The organism is Paenibacillus sp. 1-18 (assembly GCF_000520755.1).
Lineage (GTDB): Bacteria > Bacillota > Bacilli > Paenibacillales > Paenibacillaceae > Paenibacillus > Paenibacillus brasilensis.
The window spans coordinates 1-24,492 of the sequence record NZ_ASSB01000292.1; the positions used below are offsets into that span (position 1 = coordinate 1).

Genomic DNA, 24,492 nt, shown 5'->3' on the forward strand with positions numbered 1-24,492 from the left:
ACTCGACACGTTCCTCGAAGCCGTTCAACTTAACATTATCCCGCGCGCTTTCAATCGCATGCTCGGAAATATCAAGACAAGTTACTTTTTTTGCACCATATTTGCATGCATTAAGTGTAAAGCTTCCGGTATGTGAAAAGCACTCTAATACAGTTGCGCCATCCCAAAATGGAAATTCAACAACCTTACCGCTTTTATTTACAGGCTTCATGACCGTGGTGCCAGAGCCGTCTTGCTCTGCCACTTCCTGAATCGTAATTGCGCTGCGTGCGCCCCAGCCTGTCATCAACGGTGCAATCGCCGCACGATTCTCACGCTGGTCGAAGAAATAACCTGTCTTCTGGCCCTCTACGATATCGACCTTGATTTGCAAGCCATTTTCCGTTACCACGACATGGCGCGGGCAATCACCGTACAAAGGCCCTTTTTTCTGTTCCAGTCCTTCCAACTCGCGGATGGATACATCACTGCGTTCATATATACCGACAGGGCTAACCACTTCAACGAGCGCGTTCCTGATTTCTTCCCTTCGCCGATCCATGCCCAACGTCAACAACTGCACGACCAACACATCTCCGAATCGGTCGACAATCAGTCCAGGCAAAAAATCAGCCTCGCCGTACACTAGCCGATAAGCGTCTCCTCCGGTCACAAAACGTTCACGGTGCTCCAGACAATTGCGGAAGCGTTCAACAAAGAAATTTTTGTCCATGGCTTCCAGCGGCTCGTACGATATCACACGCACTGTAATTTGTGAAGCCGGATTATAGTAGCCTGTCGCGAAATATCGACCCTGATGGTTAACAATGCTGACCAGATCGCCCGCCGCCGGATCGCCCTCGACCTTGGCTATTTCATTTTTAAACACCCAGGGGTGTGCGTGCTCCAGCCTTTTTTTGCGGCCTCGTTCTAATATTACTGAAGGCAAAACCCTCACTCCTATTCTTGGATTACTCAAAGTGTTAAAAGCGTGGTGTTCGATGGGGCGCGGCTCCACGGTTCATTTGATCTTACGATCGCTGTTGCAGGGGGATTCTTTGGATTTTATAAATGATTTTAATGGTAAGAATCCCCCTGCAAAGGCGAACGCTACCGCTTCTCCAGATTCAAATGAACCGCTCCGCTATTGCCCGCCTTTATATCGACGTCACGCTTTTAAAGCTTGTGAAGATACTACAAAAATTATCGTTCCGTAAAAAAAAACAACTCAGCCATGCTTGTCATGGCTGTCCTCGACAGATCATAGGCTGTTACATAAGTAATTTCACTTAGAAAAGGGGGCTACGCCCGTGTTTATACACGTTATTTTGCCGCTGTGCGGTGGGCTGCTTGTTTTTTTGGGCGGAATGAAGCTGATGGAAGCTGCTCTCCGCCATTTGGCTGGCCCCTTCCTCACCCGCTGGCTGAACCGTGCCACCGTTTCGCCTTGGCGGGGCTTGCTGTTCAGCTCATGCATTACCGCCCTGCTGCAAAGCAGCACCGCCGTAACGGTGCTGACCATCGGGCTGGTCAATGCCGAGCTTTTATCCTACGGCCGTACGCTCGGCATCATCCTCGGCACCAATATCGGCACCTGCCTGGTCACCGAGCTGATGGGGCTGCAGCTGGGCAAGATGGCTGTGCCGCTGCTATGCGGCTCACTGCTATGCTGGAGCACCGCCGTCCTGTGGGGAGAAGCTGTCCCCGGCCGCCAGTATGTATCTGTCGGAGTTCCCCACGGCTCCAATGGACTCAGCCGCCCGCAGGCTGTACAATTTATCAGCCTTGCCTTTGCCGGATTTTCGCTGATTCTGATCGGCATCCGTGTGATGCAAGCAGTCGGCCCCTGGATTGAGCAGGCCGGACTATTCCGCTGGTTTCTGGATCACGCTGCGGCCAACATGTGGTGGGCCTTCGCCGCCGGAGCCTGCCTGACCGCACTTGTCCACAGCAGCGCAGCCGTTATCGGCATGGCGATCAGCCTTGCGGCCGCAGGTGCCTTGCCGGTCGATGTGGGGATCGCCATTGTCATCGGCTCCAATGTAGGCACCTGCGTGACTGCTTTGATCGCCGCTGTAGGCGGCAGCACGTCCGGCAAATTTGTGGCCTGGTCCCATGTGCTGCTGAATGTAGGCGGAGCCTTGCTTTTTATGCCGTTGATCCCCGGGCTGGAAATGGCTGCCGCCTGGATATCCGCCGAGCCTGGAGCCAAGGTCGCCCATGCCCAAACGCTGTTCAACGTGATCAGCTCTCTGATCGCCTTGCCCGCTTGCTATTTACCTGTATGGACTCGCTTGGAGCAACGTATGTCTCTCCCTAGAATTAAACGTTAATTCCCAGCATAGACAGCGCCTTGCTCAAAATGACATCATTATTATCGTATCCACCTTGGCGCTGGAGACGCCATGCCTCCTCAGGCGTATGCCACGCGACACCTTTTATTTCTTCGATCTGCGCCTGTAAATCTCCATCCAGTGCCTCCACGAGATAATAATGAACTTCCTTGTCCACTTCCCCATATTCAGCATGCTGGTAGGTATAAGCAATCATATCCACATGCTGAATAATTCGCCCGTTTAGCCCTGTTTCCTCGCGAATTTCACGTAAAGCCGTCTGTTCGATTGTTTCTCCAGGCTCCATTTTGCCTTTAGCCAAGGATACCTTGCCATATCGGTCAGTAATCAGCTGGATTTCAAGCTGCTCCCCCTGTTTGCGAAACACAACACCGCCTGCGGAAATTTCCTTTTTTGCTGCCATCCTGTAATCTCCTTTCCTTGCGCAACAAGGATTCCGTCCTCTCTGTAGGGAAAGGCGAAATCCTTGTTTGCCGTCGCTATTGCCTGTTCAGGCTTTTTATGTTCTTAGAGAGCTGCTTGCAGCCCGTTCTCCAATACGCGGACCAATTGGCCTTCACATTCATTAACGCCCGCCTTCATCAGTTTCACGCGGCACACCTTGCCCACCAAATCCTCGGTACCTTCAAACACCAATTGAATATAATTGTCACTATAACCGTAAAGTATGCCGCTATCTTCGGTTCCTTTCGGTGCAACTTCCGGAATGACCTCCAGCACCTGACCTACAAACTTCTCGGCATACGCCAGTTGCATTTGCTCTGACAGTTCAATCAACTCATGCACACGTGCATTTTTCACGTCCTCGTCGACCTGATCCTCCATACGTGCCGCAGGCGTTCCAGTGCGCTTGGAATACGGGAATACGTGCATTTCTGAAAAATTGATTTTTTTCATCAGCTCATAGCCGTTGCGGAACATTTCGTCCGTTTCCCCGGGGAATCCGACAATCACATCTGTTGTAATCGCCACATCCGGCATTGCTTTTCGAATCATAAGCATCTTGTTATAAAATTCTTCTGTCGTGTACTTGCGGCGCATCCGTTTCAGCACGGTGTCGTCTCCTGCCTGAAGCGGTATGTGAAAATGACGAACCAGCTTGTTGGAGCGTTTCAGCACATCGAGCATTTTTTCATCAATCTGGCTGGCTTCAATCGAACTGATACGGATACGTTCCAGCCCTTCCACCTTCTCCAGATCCCACAACAGATCGGACAGGTCATAATTTTCCATATCGTCTCCATAGCCGCCAGTATGGATACCTGTAAGTACGATTTCCTTGTAGCCTGCGTGCACCAGCTGACGCGCCTGTGCGATAATGCTCGCGGCATCACGGCTGCGGGATAGACCGCGCGACCACGGAATGATGCAGAAGGTGCAGAAATTATTGCAGCCATCCTGAATTTTCAAAAACGCACGGGTGTGATGAGCAAAATCAGGCACATCCATTTCCTCAAACACACGAGTCTTCATAATATTTCGTACAGCGTTCACCGGTTGACGCGATTCTTGAATCTCCTTCACATACGGAATAATCTTGTCCCGATCCTGCGTACCAATAACGAGATCGACACCGGGAATATCCATAATTTCGGCAGGAGAAGTTTGAGCGTAACAGCCCGTCACTGCTACAATGGCATCCGGATTTCGGCGAATCGCGCGACGAATAATCTGACGACTCTTTTTATCGCCAGTATTCGTAACCGTACATGTATTAATCAAATAAACATCTGCAGTCTGCTCGTCAAAATCCACCTGCTCATAACCTTCTTTTTTGAACAGCTGCCAGATTGCTTCTGTATCATAAAAGTTTACTTTACAGCCTAATGTGTAAAATGCCACTGATGGCATGTTAAATCCCTCCCATTTCTCCTGACTCATATAAAATGCACGCCAACGCAGCCATACCTGCGGTCTCTGCACGCAAAATACGTCTTCCCAGCCCTGTAGATTGAGCCCCGGCCTGCTCAGCCTCCAGGCTTTCCGCTTCAGTGAAGCCGCCTTCCGGGCCCACCACCAGCAGAACACGCGGCTTGTCTGCCGACGCCCATTGTCCTACGAAGGGTTGGATCACATCACGTAGCTGCCGCCCCTGCTCTTTTTCATAACAATAGCATATCAAATCATACCCCGCAAAAGAAGCCAGCAGCTCTTTCCACGTCAGGGGTGCACTAATTTCGGGAATCCGGTTGCGATGGCTTTGCTCAGCCGCTTCCTTCACAATCTTGCGCCAGCGCTCCAATCGCTTGCCTTCTTTTTTGGCATCATACTGCACGACTGTACGCTCGGACAAAAACGGTATAAAGCCCGCTGCTCCGATTTCTGTACATTTTTGCATCACCGTCTCCATCTTGTCTCCCTTAGGAAGACTTTGAGCGATGGTGACCTGCACATGCGGCTCAGAGCTCATCTCCAGCAGCTCGACGATTGTCGCTGTCACATGATCCTGCTCAATCGTATCCAGCGCAGCCAGTGCTTCTCTGGACACCCCGTCACTGACTATAATTTTGTCACCGCTACGGCCACGCATGACCTTGGCAATATGCCGCGCGTCCTCACCCGCAACCATCACGTGATCTTCCAGAAATTGCTCTGCCGGAATAAAATAACGCTGCATTGTCTCTCACACCTATTCTAAAAATAACTGTTATCCACTGACTTTCCGTACAAAAACCGAATAAATCACCAAGCACCATCATATCATCTTTTGCGCCTGTATGACCAGTCTGTTCCCTTTTCCATTGTCGCAATATGATCTGTTCTCACAAAAAAGGAGCCCTTAGGCTCCAAATAATCCGGTGATGTAAAAAGAGAACTGCAAAAACTGTATATATATCACTTGGGCCAGCGTGTAAAGAGGTTCAATCGTTACAGCCCGCACCTGCGGAATGACCAGTATAAGCAGAAAAATAAAGATGGACCACTGTTCAAACTGCTGAAGCTTGCGGCGCACAGGAGTTGGAGCTACGTCCTCCACAATCCGGTATCCATCCAGCGGAGGCAGTGGAATCAGGTTAAAGATAAACAGAAACAGATTCAAATTGATCAGTGCATTGATAAACAGATAAATCGCCTGAGCCACCCGCTGGTTCTCCATGCCTGGCAGTACTTGAAAATGAAGCAGCATGGCATAGATTAATGTAGTGACAAATGCAAGCAACAGATTACTCAGCGGACCGGCAGCCGAAACGATGATACCCATGAGGCGCGGACGGCTGAAATTATCACGGTTAACCGGAACAGGCTTGGCCCAGCCAAAGCCCCCGATCAGCAGCAAGAGCGTACCCAGCAGATCAATATGCACAGCCGGATTTAATGTCACGCGCCCAAGCAGCTTGGCTGTGGGATCACCAAATTTATTGGCATAATACGCATGCGCAAACTCATGCACTGTAAAAGATATGATCACAGCCAGTAAGTAAAATGGAAGAACATTTAAATTTACGCGAAAAATACTTTGTAGAAAGTCCATGCTTACCTCTTTCTCGCCACAAACGCCAGCCAATCTTCATCGCGGCGTATTTCGGCAATTTCAAAGCCAGCTGCCTTTAACGCAGTTTCGACAACCTCTTCTTTATTTTTCCAAATCCCTGAAGCAATATAAACCCCGCCTGGCTCCAGAGCCTTATATACATCATCAATGAACAGCAAAATAATCTCGGCCAAAATATTAGCAACCACCAGCTTGACCGGCAGCTGGATACCCAGTGTTGGATCGCTTGCATTGAGCACGGATAGCAGATCGCTTTCTTTAATAGTAATATGTTCCTCCAGTCCATTCAGACGCGTATTTTCCCGCGCACTTGAGACCGCTACCGGATCCAGGTCCAGAGCCAGCACATGCTTCGCTCCCAGCTTCACTGCTCCAATGGCTAAAATACCGGAGCCTGTACCTACATCAATAACCTCTTCTCCACCCTTAATTACAGATTCCAGTGTTCTCAGGCAAAGGGATGTTGTAGGATGCGTTCCCGTGCCAAAGGCCATACCCGGGTCCAGCTCAATGATTTTTTCATCCTCACTTGCAGGCTCATAGTCTTCCCAAGTCGGTTTGATCGTTAGATGATCCGACACACGTAAAGGCTTGAAATATTGCTTCCAGGCGTTGGCCCAGTCATCCTCATTGACCGTTTTCAGCTCATACCGAACCTCACCGGGATCAATATCGAAGGTTCTTAATTGTTCGACCCGCGGCTCAATTTCTGCACGTATGCTGTTCATATCCACTTCTTCGGAAAAATAGCCCTTGATGATTGCTTGTCCTTCTGGAATGTCGTTCAAGGGGCGATCATACCACTGCCCGTAAGACGTATCACGCGGTTTGTTGAGCGAGCCGGATTCTTCAATAGAAACCCCTCCCGCCCCTGCTTCGTGCAGAAAATTTGAAATCATTTCGACGGCTTCTTCGCTTGTATGTATTGTTATTTCATTCCACAACATGGTTTTCATTTCCTCCTCATTTCACATGCATACTCTATATTGTACTATATACATGCATAAGAGTTCAAAACAGCAAGTATCATCGGAGAGCGAAAATGTTTTTTGTAGAACTTGTGATGTCGTCTACCCTTTTAAAAACGAGCCTACACAAACAAGACGAGCTATCCCTTAATCATCTTTAAGATGGGGATAACTCGTCTTCACGAATTCTACTCGCTGTCGCTAATAATGCGCTCCTGACGACGATCAGCCACTTCAGCGCGCCGAATCGCTTCCAAATCCTGAGCATCTGCCTGCTCTGCCGAGAACTCAACGTCCTCATTTTTGACAGATTGCGCCCGTTTGATTTTCTCCGTTTTGGTCAGCACTTTATCAAAGCGTTTGTTGGTTGGCATCTATCACAGCTCCTTCCAAACTGTTCACAGCATTCCACCTGCTTGCTCCACGATGGACATCGCTTGATGATGAATGGATTCATCGACTACAGCAGTCAACAAAATATCGCGGCCTGTCGGTCCACCCTGTCCTCCATCGCTCATTCCACTGGCAGTGGGATCAGATGCAGCCAATATCGCTGGACTTGCATCTGTAAAGTCCACTCCCTGCGTTATAGAGGACAAGCTGGTAATTTGTCCCGAAAATACAGGTAATCCACCGTTGCCTGTGGACTGTCGCGGATATCGGCTAAATCGGTCTATTGACACATCCGCTACCCGAAGAGCTTCCAGTTTTCTAGCGGCTCCCTGTGCTTCCTCAGGGCTTTTAAAATACGCCAAAATATTTTTTTCACCCATCCCCAAAAACTCCCTGTGTAATATTGAGCGCAGCTTTCGTTCAAGCGATACAGTTGCGCTTTGCTATATCCTGCTCATTGGCACGTATTTATATTCCCCACAGAGATGGGACGGAACAGACAACACCGGATTTAATAGACGAAACACTGGAAATATCGTTTGTGAAGATTATAACTTTTCCGGGTGCAGGCCAGCAGCGGGTATTTGTCCTGCCTTCGCTACCCCCGTCTCCAATGCAGCGCGAATAACAGCATCCCGAACCTTTTGCACCACCTTGGGATTAAACACATTAGGTATGATATAAGTTTCACTTAGCTCTTCAGGACTGATTGCATCCGCAATGGCAAGCCCGGCAGCCAGTTTCATTTCTTCATTAATCGTCGTGGCATGACAATCCAGTGCGCCCCGGAAAATTCCCGGGAAGCACAGTACATTATTTATCTGATTAGGAAAATCAGAGCGGCCCGTAGCCAATACACGTACAAAAGGCGCTGCTAAAGCTGGATCAATCTCTGGCTTCGGATTCGCCATGGCGAAGACTATAGGATCAGCGGCCATGCTTTGAATATCCTCCACAGTCAATAAATCCGGGCCTGATACACCGATGAAAACATCAGCTCCTACAATCACGTCGGATAAACTACCACTCAGATTATGGGGATTGGTCATATTGGCATACTCTGCCCAATGCGGATTACTGTATTCCACTCCACGATGAATGGCCCCTTGGCGGTCAACGCCAATCAGATTACGTACACCCGCCTTGAGTAGCATGCGGGAGCATGCCATACCAGCCGCACCGATACCGGCAAATACAACTTTGACATCCTCCATTTTCTTGCCGCATACCTTCAGCGCATTTACCAGACCCGCCAATACGACAACTGCGGTCCCGTGCTGGTCATCATGAAATACCGGAATATCCAACTCCTCTTTCAAGCGTCTCTCGACCTCAAAACAGCGTGGTGAAGAGATGTCCTCCAGATTAATGCCTCCAAAGGCAGGAGCAATCATTTTGACGATGTGAACAATTTCATCAGGGTCCTTCGTATTGAGACAGATTGGAAATGCATCGACACCTGCAAACTGTTTGAACAGGACCGCCTTGCCCTCCATCACAGGCATAGCCGCCTCTGGTCCGATATCCCCTAATCCAAGCACCGCTGTCCCATCCGATACAACGGCGACTGTATTTTTTTTGATTGTTAGCTCATACGCTTTGGCTGGATCATTCGCAATTTCCATGCAAATTTCAGCCACACCCGGCGTATAAACCTTGGATAACCCCTCCATCGTTTCAATCCGCTTTTTCGGTAAGGTCTCCATTTTGCCACCTTCGTGCAATTCTCTGATTTCGTCCAATAAACTACTCATATTTCTCTCCATCCTCTCGTGTCTGTATTTGAGCTATGAATTTCATATCTATATATAAACTCTTCAGCTCCATAAATTGAGTAACAAAGTTGCTAAAATAACCGTGGCTGCCCCGCCAATACGAGTTGCAATTTGCGCAAAAGGCATCAGTTCCATCCGATTTGATGCTGACAAGATGGCCACATCCCCCGTACCTCCCAATCCACCACGACAACTAGTTACTATTGCAGCTTCTACTGGATACATATTAATCCATTTTCCGGTAAAATACCCGGCAACAATTAATGCAACGACAACCGATGCACAGGTGATGGCATAAGGTATCGTCAGAATCCCAACCACACTATCCAAAGGAACGTATAAAATTCCTAATCCTACCATCAATGGCCACGTCAGGCTTGCCGTTATACATTTGTACAAATGGAAAGCTCCCTGTTCCAGCTGATTCGGCATGATTTGCACACATTTTATGATAGCCGCTGCCAAAATCATCAGAATCGGTCCTGGAATATGAAGATATGGCTCCAGCAGCTTGCCTACGATAAAGAAAGTACAGGCCAATAACAGTCCTCCACCCATTAATGGGAAAGAAACGGGTTGATCCAAACTTGCAGGGGACAATTTCTCTTCCTTACCGAGTTTTAACAACCTTCCGTTACCAGAAGTATTTGGTCTCTTCTCCGCTAATCTCTTAAGAACCCCCGCGCCTATGATTGCAACAATATTCCCGATGATTGCAGCCGGGATAAACTGGGATACGAATACCGCCGAATCTTTGCCCAAGACTAATCCATACGAGATGGACAAAGGTAAAATTCCTTCCCCAATCCCACCGGAGATAATGGGAATAATGATGTAAAAGAACGTATGATAGGCACTGTAGCCAAAAGCCATCCCCACGACCATACCTGCTGCAACAGCTGCAATGGAACCAACTATAATAGGGGCAAAAATTTTAATAATTCCGTTCATCAGCATTTTACGATCCATACCAAGAATACTCCCGGTTACCAAACAAGCGATGTAGAAATAAAGAAAATTAGAGGTTTTCATGAGCGTGTGTACCGCTCCCATCGCGGATGGACTGAACATATTCCAAAATACCATCAACGATGGAACCATGAGTGACAAAATAGCTGGGCCACCAATATGCTTGAGCAGCGGAAGCTTGGAACCCAGTTCACTGAGCAGTATGCCCAAAATCATGATGACGGCGAACCCGCCCAACATATCGTTCGGAAGACTTTGTGTAATCGCAGCTGCGTATATAACCAACGCAATCACGACGTAGAGCGGAAGCGGAATCACTCCCACTTTTATCTTACCTAGCATCCTGATGGCATCTACAGGATTTTTATTCCATTTTTGCTCCTTTTGAATGACAGCCCGGTTTGTGGCATTTTCCATAAAGCTCCCTCCTTGTAGTAAAGAACGATCATCATGCCTCGTAGTAAGGAACGATGATCATGCTTCTATTCTACACCTTGGAAAACGCTTTATTTGGTTTTAAAACTAATAATCTACTTTTGTAACTAAAGTAATCAAAGGGAGCTTAAATCATAACCGGCCATGATTTCTTCCGCCTGCGGTAAAATATGATATTGGTACACAGGTCGTCCGATGGTCCCATAAATCGTTTCCATAGCAAGCACCTCAATCTCCGTCAAAAAAGTCAGGTATTTACGTATAGACACTCTGGATATCCCTGCACTTTCTGCAATGTCCTCGGTGGAAAATAGCTGTGCTTCATGCTGCCGGATACAATTCCATATCATAGCCAGCGTTGACTTGGCTACCCCTTTGGGCAGTCGGGCCAGATCCTTGGTAAAGTTTTTATGATATAGGAGACGATCCAGCTCCTCCTGTGAAAGCAAGCTGCGCTCACGTACGATACTGATATGCTCCCGATAACCTGTGAGTGCCTCCAGAAAACGATTAAAGTGGAACGGCTTAATCAAATAATCCACCGCGCCGAAATTCATCGCCTTCTTGACACTGTTCATGTCACTTGCAGCTGAGATCACAATGACGTCCGCATCCACTCCTGCCTCCCGGATGAATGACAGCAAATCCAGGCCATTGCTTTCCTGCATATACACATCTAATAAAATCAGATCAACAGCCCGTTCAGCCAAAAATTTCTTGGCCTCTTCTACAGAAGAAGCCCAGCCTGCACATTGAAAACCCTCTACCTGCTCCATATATTTGCGGTTAAATTCGGCAACCATCGGATCATCTTCTACAATCAGGACATTAATCATGTTCATCATTCCCCGTTATCATATATGGAATTGCAATCTCAAAACAGCACCCTTGCTCAGCTGGAATCAATTCTACACTCCCCTGTAATCTTTCCACGCTTTGTGCCACCAGATAAAGCCCCATTCCCCGTGACTCTCCCTTGGTCGAAAAGCCTTTTTCAAATATCGTCTTTACGAGCCCTTCCGGTATACCTGGGCCACTATCACACATGATACAGGTCAGCCATCCTTTCTCCTGGTGCTTCTCATAATAAAGCGAAAGGGTGATCCGCTTGTGCTGGAGAGATTCCATCGCCTCGACCGCATTATCGAACAAATTACCAAGAATGGTAATCAGTTCATGAATCGTCTGGGTTTGACCTGATTCGGGCAAATAGCTACCTGGAGTCAGTTCAAAATTCACCCCGACCTCTCTGGCCCGGCTTAATTTCCCCAACACAAAACCCGCCATGACAGGGTCTTTAATCTGCCGGGTAATGGAGCCAATCTCAACCTGATGATGCTCAACAGCATCCATAATGTAATGCTCCAATTTATCGTACATTCGCAGATGCACCATCCCCATAATAACATGTAGCTTATTCATAAACTCGTGAGCTTGTGCACGCAGTGCCTCCGTATATAGAGACACCCCTGTCAGACGCTCAGCAAGCTGCTTCATCTCCGTTTTATCCCGAAAGGTTACAATCGCGCCCACGATTTCCCCTTTTACCCGGATCGGAACACTGGTAGTGAGCAAGGTTATTCCCCCCAGCTCCATTTCCTCATCCATCTGTGGAGTGCTTGCCTTCAGGACCTCTTGCAATCGGAAAGCGGATAAATAAGCGGTAATTTCCTGTCCAGAGAACGAAAAATCTTCAATTCCCGCTTGCCTTAGCAAACGAATCGCTTCTGCATTCATTAACATAACACGTCCGGATTCATCCACCGCAATGACACCTTCCTTAATAGACTGCAGCATAGCACTGCGCTCCTCCAGCAAGCGCGCGATTTCCGGCGGCTCCAGACCGGCCAGCATATTTTTAATTTTACGGGCCAGCACAACTGCTCCTCCGGTGCCGATTAGCATCCCGACAGCAATGGCGATAGCAATAAGGCGGTAGTTGCCTTCCTGAGCCCTTAGCACATCTTGCATGGATATACCGACGACAATCGCTCCCAACTGCTTCCCCGTTGAGCTGAACACGGGAGAAAAGGCACGCATGGACAAGCCCAATGTTCCCTTTGCGACAGATACACTCTCATGACCATGAAGTGCAGTGTATTCGTCTCCACCAACAAAAGCTTTGCCGATCATCCTGACATCCGGGTGCGTTTTGCGAATCCCCTTCATGTCCATAACTACGATAAACTGAACGTGATTAGCAGTTAAAACCTTCTGCACATACTCCTGCATGGAAAAAGACGAACCGGGTTGTTGCAATTGTCCAACAATAAGAGGCGTGTGGGCGAGTGTACGTGCGATGGACATTGCTTTTTCCTCCAGCCTCATCTCGGTTTCATGCTCAACTCTATCCGCAAATAACAGTGTTACTGGCAGAAGTACAAGCGCCATAACGAGACAAACCAGCAGTGTAATCAGCCTTCTGAGTTTGATTGGCGGTTTCCCCCGACGCAGCTTGGGCTGTGAAATTGCGATGGAACTCACCCCTTTCACTTGAGATTAAGTGCCAATAGCTTAATACGCTTATACAAAAATGGATATGTATGTGTTTACGTAAATCCGCATAGTTATAACTTCATACCGCTTCATTCACTCACATCTGATTGGGAATAAAAAATGGAACTACCCCGCAATTGCGGAATAGTCCCCTCTGATTCATGGTTGAAGCTCCGCGATGCTTACCTTGGATTAGTCGCCTCGAAAGGCGCGCTTCACACGGTCAAAGAAGGATTGCTCATTCTCATGTGTCTGCTCTCCGCTAAGCGCAGAGAATTGACGCAGGAGGTCCTTCTGTTCCTCACTCAGCTTGCTAGGCGTCACCACGACCACCTTAATATGCTGGTCACCTTGACCTACACCACGCAGCTTAGGCACACCTTTACCTTTAAGGCGGAAATAGGTACCTGTCTGCGTACCCGCTGGAACCTTCAATTTCACTTTTTCGGTCAGCGTCGGAATTTCAACCTCATCTCCCAATGCCGCCTGCGAGAACGTCAGCGGAATTTCACAGTAGATGTCGTCTCCCTCACGCTCGAAGAAGTCATGCGACTTCACACGGAACACGACGTACAAGTCACCTGCCGGTCCTCCGTTGACACCGCCTTCGCCCTCACCGTTGATACGCATTTGCGCGCCATCATCTACACCCGCTGGAATACGGATATGAATTTTACGCTGCTTGCGCACACGGCCAGAACCGCTACAAGTTGTACATTTTTCTTTGATAATTTTTCCAGAGCCGCCGCAATTGGAGCAAGCGCGGCGATTAACCATACGACCAAACGGTGTATTCTGTACCACCTCTTCCTGTCCGCTACCGTGGCAAACGGAGCAGGTTTGTGGCTTGGTGCCCGCTTTGGCTCCTGTACCGTGACACGTATCACATGTTTCGGTACGTCCAATGTTAATATCGGTTTCCTTACCGAACACCGCTTCCTTGAATTCGATCGTCATCGTATATTGGAGATCATTCCCACGCTGTGGTGCGTTCGGGTCACGTCGACCGTTGCCGCCACCACCAAAAAACATATCAAAAATATCGCCAAACCCGCCACCGAAGTCAGCTCCACCGAAGCCGCCTCCCATGCCCTGGTTAGGGTCTACATGACCATACTGGTCGTATCTTGCCCGCTTCTGACCATCGCTGAGAACGTCATAAGCCTCTTTCACTTCTTTAAATTTGCTTTCCGCATCCGCAGCCTTGTTCACGTCCGGATGATACTGACGAGCAAGCTTGCGGTAAGCCTTTTTGACTTCTTCATCCGAAGCGCCCTTCGCGACGCCCAGCACCTCATAATAATCACGCTTATCAGCCAATGTTCCACCCCCATGCCTACAACGCGTCTGCACTACATATAAAAGGAAAGCCAAAGGCACGGGATGACCCGGCTTTGACCTTCCCATCATTTCAAGGCAGTACAACCCGTAATATGCTTATTTATCCTGAAAATAACGGTTCCCCTTCGGTCTCATCGTTATTTATCAAGGCAGCTACGCTGCTGGATACTATTCAGTGTATTATAACGCACCTGTGTACCCTAATGCCAATACCGATCCGTTGCTTAGTCTTTCTTCTGGTCTTCATTAACGACTTCATAATCTGCGTCAACCACATTGTCGCGGCCTTTGCTGTCTGCTGAGCCATTTTGAGCCTCTTGTGCCTGAGCTGCTTGAGCAGCTTGCTCGTACAGTTTTACAGACAATTGCTGAACAATTTCAGTCAGCTCTTCAGTAGCCTTTTTGATGTCTTCGAGGTTGTCGGTTTCCAGCGTTTTTTGCAGATTTTCTTTAGCTGCATTGGCCTTTTCGACTTCACCTGCATCTGCTTTTTCGCCCAGATCTTTAATCGTTTTGTCTACGGAGTAGATCAGTTGGTCCGCAGCGTTTTTCGCTTCTACCAAATCTTTGCGTTTTTTATCTTCTTCCGCATGCAATTCGGCATCCTTCATCATACGCTCTACTTCTTCGTCGCTCAAGCCGCTGGAAGATGTGATCGTAATTTTTTGACTCTTGCCAGTGCCTTTATCCGTAGCAGATACGTTCACGATACCGTTCGCATCCAGATCAAAGGTAACTTCGATTTGCGGCACGCCACGTGGTGCTGGAGGAATATCTCCCAGTTGGAAGCGACCCAGCGTTTTGTTGCCTGCTGCCATTTCACGCTCACCTTGCAGTACATGAATTTCTACGCTAGGCTGGTTGTCGGCATACGTCGAGAATACCTGCGATTTGCTTGTAGGAATCGTTGTGTTACGCTCAATCATTTTAGTGAATACGCCACCAGCGGTTTCAATACCGAGGGACAGTGGAGTTACATCGAGAAGAACGACGTCTTTCACATCACCTGTCAATACGCCCGCCTGAACTGCGGCGCCCAAAGCTACCACTTCATCAGGGTTTACGCCTTTATGAGGCTCTTTGCCTGTCAATTTTTTGATTGCTTCCTGTACAGCCGGAATACGAGTGGAACCACCGACCAGAACGATTTTGTCGATGTCGCTGGCACTCATGCCTGCATCTTTCATTGCTTGACGAGTAGGTCCCAAGGTACGTTCTACCAGACCTTCAGACAGCTCTTCAAATTTCGCGCGAGTCAGGTTCAGCTCCAAATGCTGTGGAACGCCATCAACGACTGTGATAAACGGCAGGGAAATCGTCGTAGTCAGTACGCCGGACAGCTCTTTTTTCGCTTTTTCCGCTGCGTCTTTCAGACGTTGTACAGCCGCTTTATCTTTACTCAAGTCGATACCTTGATCTTTTTTGAACTCATTTACGAGGTAATCAATGATCACTTGGTCAAAGTCATCGCCGCCCAGCTTGTTATCACCGCTTGTTGCTTTAACTTCGAAGAAACCGTCGCCCAATTCCAGAATGGATACGTCAAATGTACCACCACCCAGGTCATACACGAGGATCGTTTGGTCTTCGGATTTTTCCATACCGTATGCCAAAGCAGCTGCTGTTGGCTCGTTGACGATCCGCAGAACTTCCAGACCTGCGATTTTACCTGCATCCTTGGTTGCTTGACGTTGGCTGTCATTGAAGTAAGCTGGAACCGTAATAACGGCTTGAGTTACCGTTTGGCCCAGATAAGCTTCAGCATCGGATTTCAGCTTTTGCAAAATCATAGCGGAGATTTCCTGTGGGGAGTACTCCTTGCCGTCAATGCTTTCTTTATGGTTTGTACCCATATGGCGCTTGATTGAGATGATTGTACGATCCGGGTTCGTAATCGCTTGGCGTTTAGCCGTCTCCCCTACAGTACGTTCTCCATCTTTTTTGAAACCAACAACGGAAGGGGTTGTGCGCGCGCCTTCCGGATTTGGAATAACGACGGCTTCGCCGCCCTCCATAACAGCCACACAAGAGTTGGTTGTACCTAAGTCAATACCGATTACTTTACTCATCGGACAATTCCTCCTTCTGTATATACGAGGCCCTCAGGCCAGGATGGTTGAATTTCAATTCATGTGTTGCTAAATGTATATTGAAAAAGCTACATGCTTACTTTTACCATAGCAGGACGAAGTACCTTGTCCTTCAGCATGTATCCTTTTTGCACCTCTTCAACGACGATACCTTCCTCATGCTCTTCGCTTTCCACCTGCATAATAGCCTGATGGAAATCAGGATTAAACGGTTGACCCACCGAATTCATGGCCGTTACGCCCTCAGCCTGCAGCACGCCCTCAAACTGGCGGAAGATCATCTCTACGCCCTTGGCGAATGACTCAGTCTCTGCTCCCTGCTGTGCTGTTGCCAGCGCACGCTCGAAGTTATCGAGAACAGGTACCAGCTCGGTTACCAGCTTCATGGAAGCATATTTAGCAAGTTCTTCTTTCTCTTTCAACGTGCGGCGACGGAAATTGTCAAAGTCCGCCTGTGCGCGCAAAAACCGCTGTTGATGCTCCTCAGCCTCCGCACGAAGTTTTGCCACCTCTGTGTCTTCTTCCTGCGCTTCCAGTGCTGCCGCTTCATTCACCGGCTCTTCCTGCTCCTGGATCGTCTCGGAAGCTTCCTCTGTGCTTACATTTTGTTGTTTTTCTTCTTGGAACGCTTGTTCTTCCTTCAAAATGTTTCACCTCCTTCAAGTTATAACTGTCCTTATAAAAACACGCAGCAATACACCCGCGCAGGATACAAAGAGTATCTGAGCGCGGAACATGTAGAACTATAAACTACGCATTCTTGTTCTATTTAAACCGCTGTGTAAGCATTGCGGTCAAATCCTTGGATAGAATATCCAGAATGTTAATCACCCTCGCATATTCCATGCGCGTCGGTCCCAGTATACCTATGGTACCCAAAGCTTCCCCATCTATCGCATACGTAGCGGTGATCAAACTGCAATTGGCAAACGCCTCATGATCATTTTCCGTACCGATGCGCACCTGCATTTCAGGTGCTCCGGGAACAGGTGTCATCAGTTTAAGCAGCGTTGGTGTTTCCTCCAGCAGATCAAGAATATGTTTAACCTTATCTACATCTTTAAACTCAGGCTGATTGAGCATGTTCGTGGCACCACTCAAATACAGGCGCTGATCTGATTCACTATCCAGTGCTTTATCCAATACCTTCATAGCGTCCTCAAAATGAGACACATGCTTCTCCATTTCCTGACCAAGCGCAGTGTAAAGACGTGATTTAAGCTGATAAATCGGCACACCGACCAGCTTGCTGTTCAGCAAATTCACAACCTTTTCCATCTCGGAAATCGAAATTCCCGGCGGAATATCCACCGTCTTATTCTCCACCTGACCGGTATTGGTCACAATAATCGCGACAGCCGTCGTATCGTTGAGCGGCAATAGCTGAAAATGACGCAATGAAGTATGAAAAACCTCCGGCCCAAGCAGGATGGAAGTATAGTTGGTCATATGGGACAAAATGCCTGACGCATGTTGGATCACTTGCTCCATTACATTCAGCTTTTCGGCGTAAAAGGCTTTAAGTTCCCGCATCTCCACAGGCTTCAAAGTATTTAGTGGCACCAGATGGTCCACATAATAGCGATAGCCCTTATGAGACGGGATGCGTCCCGCAGAAGTGTGGGGTTGCTCCAGATAGCCCTGTTCCTCTAAATCCGACATTTCATTACGGATCGTGGCGGGGCTGTATCCGACATCCTGCCTTTTGGATATGCTGCGGGAACCCACTGGCTCAGCCGAACGAATGTAGTCATCAATAATCGCATTCAAAATGAGTCTCTGACGTTCGGTTAACAAGCGAATCCCCCCTTGTTGTTATCCATATAGCCTGATTGTAGAATGGAATCATTAGCACTCGTTCGCGATGAGTGCTAACCGATAATACAAAAATACCAAACGGACCTGATCATTGTCAAGTCAGATCGGTATTTTCAATAAACGAGATTTATGGCAACCATTTGGATTACAGCAATGAACACAGCTTGTTTACACTTTTTCTAACGTAGCATGCAAATGATCCAATGAAAAAAACGAACTAACCTCATTGCGGCAGGTTAGTTCAGTATTTTCAGCACTGCGATTTCATCGCAATTATTTTGTTTGCTACAGTGTATGCAGTCGGTCCATACCTTTTCAGGGAAAATCTCTTTGTTTACTACATCAAAACCGTTTTTTATAAAAAAGGAGACCTCATAGGTCAAAGCCATAATTTTAGGGATACGTTGTCGCCGTGCTTCTATAATAAGGCCCTCTACGAGCTTGGAGCCAATGCCCATTCCTTTATGTCCGTCAGAGATGCCAAGGGAACGAATCTCTACCAAATCAGAGCCCAGTTTGCATAAAGAACCACAACCTACGACCTCGCCGTCCACTTCTGCAACAATAAACAGCTCCAGTTGGCGCGTAAGCACTTCCCTTGAACGTGGCAGCATAATCCCTCGCTCCGCATAGCCGCTAATCATTTGATATAAAGGCTCCACATCTTCAGGAACCGCACCTCTGCACAATACATCTTTACACACTGAAGCCATCTTGCTCTCCTCCCGCCGCTTGCCGCATATAATGAATAAATATACAACATTACGCATAGAATCGCAATACTCCATTTACCCCGCTGTGACAGAATGATGTTATCAATTGATTGGCCCGGCTTGCGAAGTTGAAGCGTGCTGTACTGAAGCTCTCCCTTACGAACTTTTGGACGTATAAACTTATGAATTTACCGTAATAGAGCCGATAAACTCTGCAAATACATCATTTCCGAATAAAATACCGCGTTCGCTCAGACGATAACCGTCCTCGACCGCTTCAATCAAGCCCGCATTCAGCATTTTTCCGAGAGGGACTGTGAACATATCTTCCAGCGCCTGACCAAATTGAGCTTCAAAACGGGACTTGGACACGCCCTCCAGCATTCTCAAGCCCACCATGAGAAAGTCCTCCATCGCTTCCGCTGCTGGCACCTCAAAGCTATCGAGACGGGGTAGACCGTTACGAGTAGCCTCTACATATGGGGTTATGCCCTTAATGTTCATATGACGCTCTCTGCCCACGTATCCATGCGCCCCGGCACCGAGACCGTAATAGTCCTCATTGCGCCAATAGGTCATATTGTGCTTACTCCCCAAACCGGGTTTCGCGAAATTGCTAATCTCGTACTGCTCATAACCCGCTTCTTTCATACGGCGCATGAGAAGCAAATACATTTCCAATTCGTCGTCCTCATGTGGAAGCGGAAGCTGATTTTTCTGGTATAGCGTGTGGAAGAGCGTATTTTCTTCAACCTTTAAGCTATAAATGGAGTAATGAGGGAGCTCCAGTTCCAGCGCTCTACTGACGCTCTCATTCAGCATGTCCACGGTTTGGTTCGGCAAGCCGAACATCAGGTCAATCGACAGATTGTCCAATCCGACCTTACGTGCATTTTCCAGACTACGATATACATCATCTGTATTATGAATGCGACCAATACCTGTAAGCAGCTCATTCTGAAAAGCCTGTACCCCGAAGCTGAGTCGGTTGACACCGCCCTCTTTCATCACGGAAAGTTTTTCATAATCGGTTGTACCCGGATTGGCTTCCATGGAGAACTCAACATCCTCCGACCAGTTCGGAAAGTAGGTACGGACACTCTTCAGGAAATATTCCATTTCCTTCGGATTGAGCGTTGTTGGCGTTCCGCCCCCGACAAAAATAGTTTTGATTTCTCCTGGAGGGTGAAGCTTAACCGTATTTTCCATCTCCCGTTCCAGTGCATACAGGTATTCCATAACAGGCTGATCCTTCAGCACATAAGAGTTGAAGTCACAGTAAAAGCATTTATTCGTGCAAAAAGGTATATGCAAGTAAACCGCTTGAGGCGCGGAAGAATGTTCATGTTTTTGTATGGATGCGGTCATTTCCGATCCTCCTTGTTAATTCAGGATATGGTGTTGGAAAAAATGGCGATGAGGAGGGAGAACGCTTCGTGGATGGATCATTCCTCCGATCGCTGTTACCCCCGGATTTTTTAATTGTAAATAGACTTAAAGGGGAAAATCCGGGGGTAAAGGCGAACGCTACCGCTTCTTCAGAACGATTCCATCCACTCCGCTGCTGCCCACCGCCAATCGGCCATTTTTTATGGTGTAGGTGGAGTAAAAGAAAAACACCCTTTGAAGTACTCCAAAGATTTAAAGATGCAGTTGCCATATTACTCTAAACCAGAACTTGAACGTGCCCTCCATCTCTGAATAGCTTGCTCAAATAAAGAACGCCCATTCTCCATGACGGCAAATGCCCCATGAAAGAATGGACGAGACTTCAAGCAGCTTTACTCATCTATTTTCAGTACCGCCATAAATGCTTCCTGAGGTACTTCTACGTTACCAACCTGCTTCATGCGCTTCTTGCCCTCTTTTTGCTTCTCAAGCAGCTTCCGTTTACGGGAAATATCGCCACCATAACATTTGGCCAAGACGTTTTTACGCATAGCCTTAACGGTTTCACGCGCAACAACCTTTGTTCCGACAGATGCCTGAATCGGCACCTCGAACATTTGACGTGGAATGAGCTCGCGCAGCTTCTCACAAATGATACGTCCGCGATGGTAAGCCCGATCTCTATGCACGATGAACGACAGTGCATCGACCTGCTCGCCATTCAACAGAATGTCCATTTTCACCAGATTGGACTGGCGATAGCCTGAAATCTCATAGTCAAAGGAAGCGTAGCCCTTGGTGCTGGATTTAAGCTGATCGAAGAAATCATATACGATTTCAGACAGCGGAATCTGATACGTAATGGTTACCCGTGTCGTATCCAGATACTCCATATTCACGTACTCGCCACGCTTGGTCTGACAAAGCTCCATGACCGTACCTACATAATCGTTAGGCACGATAATGCCTGCCTTTACGTATGGCTCTTCAACATGCTCAATCCGTCCGATTTCCGGATAGTTCGAAGGGTTGTCGATCTGGATCGTTTCGCCATTCGTCAACTGAATGCGGTAAATAACGCTCGGCGCCGTCGTAATCAATGGAATGTTAAATTCACGTTCAATACGTTCCTGAATTACATCCATATGGAGCAAACCGAGGAAACCGCAACGGAAGCCGAAGCCCAACGCACTCGACGTTTCCGGTTCAAAACTGAGCGAAGCATCGTTCAGCTGCAGTTTTTCAAGCGCCTCACGCAGGTCGTTATACTCGGATGTTTCGATTGGATAGAGGCCGCAATATACCATCGGATTGATTTTCCGATAGCCTGGCATCGGTTCTGGCGTTGGATTTTTGGCATCCGTCACCGTATCCCCGACACGTGTATCGCCCACATGCTTAATTCCGGCAACGATAAAGCCAACATCACCAACATTCAGCTCGTCCACGATAGTCATACGTGGCATGAAAGCACCAACCTCGATGACCTCGAACGTTTTGTCAGTCGCCATCATCTTAATTTTCGAACCCGCGCGGATACTGCCATCCACAACACGTACATATACGATAACGCCTTTATAAGGATCATAATGCGAATCGAAAATAAGCGCCTTGAGCGGGTTATCCGGATTTCCTTGCGGAGCAGGCACACTTCTGACCACCTGTTCCAGTATTTCCTTAATACCGATTCCAGCTTTGGCTGAAGCATGTACGGTTTCGCTTGTATCCAGGCCGATAACATCCTCAATTTCCTGCTTTACCCGTTCGGGATCGGCACTCGGCAAATCAATTTTGTTAAGCACTGGCAAAATCTCCAGATTGTTGTCCAACGCCAAATAAACGTTAGCCAATGTCTGTGCCTCAATCCCCTGCGCTGCGTCTACTACCAGCAAAGCACCTTCACAGGCTGCCAAACTACGGGATACCTCATAGGTAAAATCGACGTGTCCCGGTGTATCAATCAAATTCAAAATGTACTCTTCGCCGTCATCGGCCTTATAAGTGAGTCGCACTGCCTGGAGCTTGATCGTAATCCCGCGCTCCCGTTCCAGCTCCATCTGGTCAAGCACCTGCTCCTGCATTTCACGGGAAGTGAGTGCACCGGTGTACTCCAAAATCCGGTCAGCCAGCGTGGATTTACCATGGTCTATATGTGCAATGATACTAAAGTTCCGAATTTTACGTTGTCTTGCCAAAATGTCAGTCATGCCTTACCCCCACACAATGCCTAGTGTCAATCAGCTTATTATAGCAGTTGTAAGGGGGGGCAGCAATATTTCTATTCGGTTACTCCATCAAATACAGATACAACCCAACGAATGCTCTTCCTTGACAGGTTTTGCAGCAGCCCGGCGGTTTTGTCTGCCATGGTATCCACCGAGGCCTGCTGCGCCTGAACGGCTAGCAGTTCGCGAGGTGTCGCCCGGATTTGCTGAGTACTGGCATCCTGTGCGGTTGTCGTATACCATTCGCGCGTCCCGCGTGCATCCTGATCCTCATTTCGTTCGTTAGTATTCGTTTCAATTATGCCCGTTTGCGGCTTCATTTCGACAGTTCCACCTGTGTTATTCGTACGGCTATAGGCTTGGGCATTGGCTGCCGGGGTATCCTCAATAACCGTCTGCTCATATTCGGCTTTCTGGTGATTTACGGATTGAATCGGGTCTCCGTCCCATTCGGGGCCATAAACTGAGCGCAGGCCAGAGCCCGCCAGTTGCATACCAAGTAATACCCCTACCCCAATCAGAAATATAAATCCAAGCGCTTTTTTACGAAAATGTCCGGACATTATATTTTCCCCTTTCCACCTTATACCTTTCCTCTGTTCAGCGCCTTAATTTAATTACCATTGCTGCTGTTTTTGGTATCCAATACCTTAGTGCCCGCTTTCTGCGCTTTTTGGTCCTCCCAATATACTTCGCTGATCATATCCGCCAAAACGTCCGAGGTACGCTTTAACTCCTCCTCGGTATTATCAATACCGCCAATTTCAATTAAAATACTATGGGAAGACAGGCTCTGATTGTACTCTCCATTGTTGCCTTTACCGCCATCTTTTCCCCATATTCCGCGCGATACGCCGTGATACGATTTTTCCAGCTTTTCATGAATACGGGCAGCGAAAGCTTCATTTTTACGCCAGTTTTTATTGTCATGACCGATAATGAAGTATACCTTGGCATAAGAAAGTCCATTAATAGTGGCTGTCGTTTTACTATGACGTTGAGAGTCCCTGTGGATATCTAGCAGATAAGTTAAGCCCTTATTACTCGCCAAGGCTTCCTTGACGGTTTCACGTGAATATTTATAGGAATAGTTCCAATTGTAATTTTGCACTATGGAGGCATAGTCCTTGTTTACATGCAGCGTGTTTATTCCTTGTTTCTCTAGTCTCTTTTTTACAAAGTCCCCCACTCTTGATACATTCGCTGATTTTGAACCGGAATTGGGATTGGAACTGGTTTTACTGAGTAGTGGGTTATATGCTTCTCTGGGATGGGAATGGTAGATTAATATGCGCTTTTCACCTTTGACTGCATCACCTGAATCATCCTCTTTTGCAGGGTCCGTTTCCGGTGTTGTTGGCAAGTCTGGCGTAGTAGTACCGTGATTCGGCGGGTTCGTAGAAGCATCTGAGCCGCCGGGCGCATCCGTCGTTCCCTGATCGGGCTGATAATCCGTAGGGCCCTCTACCTTGTCGTTCCCTGATCCCTTGCGTAGCAAGACAGGCGCATCTGCAGACATACCGGGAATTTCGCGGGAAATAAGACTTTTCGGATCTTGTGGATTAATGCCTGTAAGCATTTGAAAAACAAAAGGCGACCACTGTTCACCCGACAACGAGGATTGTTGTTTTTTTTGTGCAAAATGAGGTACCTCCATACCAAGCAGGTCTGCAAAAAAACCACTGGACACCGAGCCTGCAAATCCTTTCATCGAAGAAACAGGGGATGTTTGCAAACGATTTTCGGCCAGTCCCCCTAGTCCCAATACGACAAATAAAAGCGCCGAGCCCATAATAAGCAGCACAAGCGTATGTCCCATCGCCAAAATTTCGATACCCTTTCTTCTCCATCTTCCGACGTTCCAGGTCTGAATTTTTTTCATGTGAGCCTTGTCCTCCTTCGTCCCGTCGAAACCCGCTTTTACATTCGGAACATAGGGTTCCTATCTGCTGCGGAAATCTCTTATACTTCAACTCTATGAACGAAGAACAATTACTAGAACACAAAAAAATCTCTATCCACAGGTAAATCCCATCCCTTTTTGAGAGAGATAG

At 47.8% G+C, this 24,492-nt stretch carries 22 protein-coding genes; 1 reads left to right on the forward strand and 21 read right to left on the reverse strand.

The window, feature by feature from the left end; all coding sequences use genetic code 11:
* Positions 1-928 (reverse strand): class I SAM-dependent rRNA methyltransferase (locus tag L693_RS0117985; RefSeq protein WP_025718796.1); only part of this gene is annotated, 928 nt, incomplete at its 3' end.
* A gap of 361 nt (positions 929-1,289) precedes the next feature.
* Here L693_RS0117985 and L693_RS0117990 point away from each other — a divergent pair.
* The gene (locus L693_RS0117990; protein WP_025718797.1) at positions 1,290-2,312 is read left to right on the forward strand and encodes a Na/Pi cotransporter family protein; all 1,023 of its coding nucleotides are present in this window, start codon (positions 1,290-1,292) and stop codon (positions 2,310-2,312) included.
* Here L693_RS0117990 and L693_RS0117995 read toward each other — a convergent pair.
* The 20 genes from L693_RS0117995 to L693_RS0118090 form a co-directional block, all read right to left on the reverse strand.
* Entirely contained in the window at positions 2,302-2,736 is a 435-nt protein-coding gene (locus L693_RS0117995; RefSeq protein WP_010345344.1) for an NUDIX hydrolase, read from the reverse strand. The genes L693_RS0117990 and L693_RS0117995 overlap by 11 nt on opposite strands.
* A 104-nt stretch (positions 2,737-2,840) precedes the next feature.
* Positions 2,841-4,184, reverse strand: a complete 1,344-nt coding sequence (gene mtaB, locus L693_RS0118000) for a tRNA (N(6)-L-threonylcarbamoyladenosine(37)-C(2))-methylthiotransferase MtaB (RefSeq protein ID WP_025718798.1) — start codon at positions 4,182-4,184, stop codon at positions 2,841-2,843.
* Position 4,185: 1 nt separating this feature from the next.
* The gene (locus tag L693_RS0118005) at positions 4,186-4,950 is read right to left on the reverse strand and encodes a 16S rRNA (uracil(1498)-N(3))-methyltransferase (protein WP_025718800.1); all 765 of its coding nucleotides are present in this window, start codon (positions 4,948-4,950) and stop codon (positions 4,186-4,188) included.
* 162 nt (positions 4,951-5,112) lie between these two features.
* On the reverse strand, positions 5,113-5,805 hold the full coding sequence (locus L693_RS0118010) for a site-2 protease family protein (RefSeq protein WP_025718802.1): 693 nt from the start codon (positions 5,803-5,805) through the stop codon (positions 5,113-5,115).
* 2 nt (positions 5,806-5,807) lie between these two features.
* A complete protein-coding gene (gene prmA / locus L693_RS0118015) occupies positions 5,808-6,773 on the reverse strand; it encodes a 50S ribosomal protein L11 methyltransferase (RefSeq protein ID WP_025718803.1) in 966 nt (321 codons plus the stop codon).
* A 209-nt stretch (positions 6,774-6,982) separates the two neighbouring features.
* A complete protein-coding gene (locus L693_RS0118020) occupies positions 6,983-7,168 on the reverse strand; it encodes a YfhD family protein (RefSeq protein WP_025718805.1) in 186 nt (61 codons plus the stop codon).
* Between the two features lie 24 nt (positions 7,169-7,192).
* Positions 7,193-7,567: a hypothetical protein gene (locus L693_RS0118025; protein WP_025718807.1), complete on the reverse strand. Its 375-nt coding sequence runs from the start codon at positions 7,565-7,567 to the stop codon at positions 7,193-7,195.
* 168 nt (positions 7,568-7,735) lie between these two features.
* Positions 7,736-8,941, reverse strand: coding sequence for an NAD(P)-dependent malic enzyme (locus tag L693_RS0118030; protein WP_025718809.1), 1,206 nt, complete (start codon positions 8,939-8,941; stop codon positions 7,736-7,738).
* Between the two features lie 63 nt (positions 8,942-9,004).
* Complete coding sequence (locus tag L693_RS0118035) at positions 9,005-10,348, reverse strand: 2-hydroxycarboxylate transporter family protein (protein ID WP_025718811.1); 1,344 nt, start codon at positions 10,346-10,348, stop codon at positions 9,005-9,007.
* Positions 10,349-10,482: 134 nt separating this feature from the next.
* Positions 10,483-11,202, reverse strand: coding sequence for a two-component system response regulator DcuR (dcuR, locus tag L693_RS0118040; protein WP_025718813.1), 720 nt, complete (start codon positions 11,200-11,202; stop codon positions 10,483-10,485).
* Entirely contained in the window at positions 11,195-12,850 is a 1,656-nt protein-coding gene (gene dcuS, locus L693_RS0118045; protein ID WP_081752161.1) for a DcuS/MalK family sensor histidine kinase, read from the reverse strand. Before dcuS ends, dcuR begins: the two co-directional genes overlap by 8 nt.
* A 204-nt stretch (positions 12,851-13,054) precedes the next feature.
* Positions 13,055-14,182: a molecular chaperone DnaJ gene (gene dnaJ, locus L693_RS0118050; protein ID WP_025718817.1), complete on the reverse strand. Its 1,128-nt coding sequence runs from the start codon at positions 14,180-14,182 to the stop codon at positions 13,055-13,057.
* Between the two features lie 245 nt (positions 14,183-14,427).
* A complete protein-coding gene (gene dnaK / locus L693_RS0118055) occupies positions 14,428-16,272 on the reverse strand; it encodes a molecular chaperone DnaK (protein WP_025718818.1) in 1,845 nt (614 codons plus the stop codon).
* A gap of 89 nt (positions 16,273-16,361) precedes the next feature.
* Positions 16,362-16,937 carry a nucleotide exchange factor GrpE gene (gene grpE / locus L693_RS0118060; RefSeq protein WP_025718819.1) on the reverse strand — a complete coding sequence of 192 codons (576 nt, stop codon included), beginning with the start codon at positions 16,935-16,937 and terminating at the stop codon, positions 16,362-16,364.
* Between the two features lie 121 nt (positions 16,938-17,058).
* Entirely contained in the window at positions 17,059-18,090 is a 1,032-nt protein-coding gene (gene hrcA, locus L693_RS0118065) for a heat-inducible transcriptional repressor HrcA (protein WP_025718821.1), read from the reverse strand.
* Between the two features lie 257 nt (positions 18,091-18,347).
* Positions 18,348-18,824, reverse strand: a complete 477-nt coding sequence (locus L693_RS0118070; RefSeq protein WP_025718823.1) for an N-acetyltransferase — start codon at positions 18,822-18,824, stop codon at positions 18,348-18,350.
* Between the two features lie 180 nt (positions 18,825-19,004).
* Positions 19,005-20,192, reverse strand: coding sequence for a radical SAM family heme chaperone HemW (gene hemW, locus L693_RS0118075; RefSeq protein WP_025718825.1), 1,188 nt, complete (start codon positions 20,190-20,192; stop codon positions 19,005-19,007).
* 413 nt (positions 20,193-20,605) lie between these two features.
* A complete protein-coding gene (gene lepA / locus L693_RS0118080; RefSeq protein ID WP_025718827.1) occupies positions 20,606-22,420 on the reverse strand; it encodes a translation elongation factor 4 in 1,815 nt (604 codons plus the stop codon).
* 71 nt (positions 22,421-22,491) lie between these two features.
* On the reverse strand, positions 22,492-23,001 hold the full coding sequence (locus tag L693_RS0118085; protein ID WP_025718828.1) for a DUF3679 domain-containing protein: 510 nt from the start codon (positions 22,999-23,001) through the stop codon (positions 22,492-22,494).
* Between the two features lie 50 nt (positions 23,002-23,051).
* Positions 23,052-24,320 (reverse strand): stage II sporulation protein P, encoded by a 1,269-nt coding sequence (locus L693_RS0118090; RefSeq protein WP_025718830.1) that lies wholly within the window; start codon positions 24,318-24,320, stop codon positions 23,052-23,054.
* Positions 24,321-24,492: the final 172 nt, after the last annotated feature.

Coding starts and splice junctions, on each gene's coding strand:
- L693_RS0117995 (WP_010345344.1), bottom strand. CDS start 2,736: ATGGCAGCAAAAAAGGAAATTTCCGCAGGCGGTGTTGTGTTTCGCAAA.
- mtaB (WP_025718798.1), bottom strand. CDS start 4,184: ATGCCATCAGTGGCATTTTACACATTAGGCTGTAAAGTAAACTTTTAT.
- L693_RS0118005 (WP_025718800.1), bottom strand. CDS start 4,950: ATGCAGCGTTATTTTATTCCGGCAGAGCAATTTCTGGAAGATCACGTG.
- L693_RS0118010 (WP_025718802.1), bottom strand. CDS start 5,805: ATGGACTTTCTACAAAGTATTTTTCGCGTAAATTTAAATGTTCTTCCA.
- prmA (WP_025718803.1), bottom strand. CDS start 6,773: ATGTTGTGGAATGAAATAACAATACATACAAGCGAAGAAGCCGTCGAA.
- L693_RS0118020 (WP_025718805.1), bottom strand. CDS start 7,168: ATGCCAACCAACAAACGCTTTGATAAAGTGCTGACCAAAACGGAGAAA.
- L693_RS0118025 (WP_025718807.1), bottom strand. CDS start 7,567: ATGGGTGAAAAAAATATTTTGGCGTATTTTAAAAGCCCTGAGGAAGCA.
- L693_RS0118030 (WP_025718809.1), bottom strand. CDS start 8,941: ATGAGTAGTTTATTGGACGAAATCAGAGAATTGCACGAAGGTGGCAAA.
- L693_RS0118035 (WP_025718811.1), bottom strand. CDS start 10,348: ATGGAAAATGCCACAAACCGGGCTGTCATTCAAAAGGAGCAAAAATGG.
- dcuR (WP_025718813.1), bottom strand. CDS start 11,202: ATGATTAATGTCCTGATTGTAGAAGATGATCCGATGGTTGCCGAATTT.
- dnaK (WP_025718818.1), bottom strand. CDS start 16,272: ATGAGTAAAGTAATCGGTATTGACTTAGGTACAACCAACTCTTGTGTG.
- L693_RS0118070 (WP_025718823.1), bottom strand. CDS start 18,824: ATGGCTTCAGTGTGTAAAGATGTATTGTGCAGAGGTGCGGTTCCTGAA.
- hemW (WP_025718825.1), bottom strand. CDS start 20,192: ATGACCGCATCCATACAAAAACATGAACATTCTTCCGCGCCTCAAGCG.
- lepA (WP_025718827.1), bottom strand. CDS start 22,420: ATGACTGACATTTTGGCAAGACAACGTAAAATTCGGAACTTTAGTATC.
- L693_RS0118085 (WP_025718828.1), bottom strand. CDS start 23,001: ATGTCCGGACATTTTCGTAAAAAAGCGCTTGGATTTATATTTCTGATT.
- L693_RS0118090 (WP_025718830.1), bottom strand. CDS start 24,320: ATGAAAAAAATTCAGACCTGGAACGTCGGAAGATGGAGAAGAAAGGGT.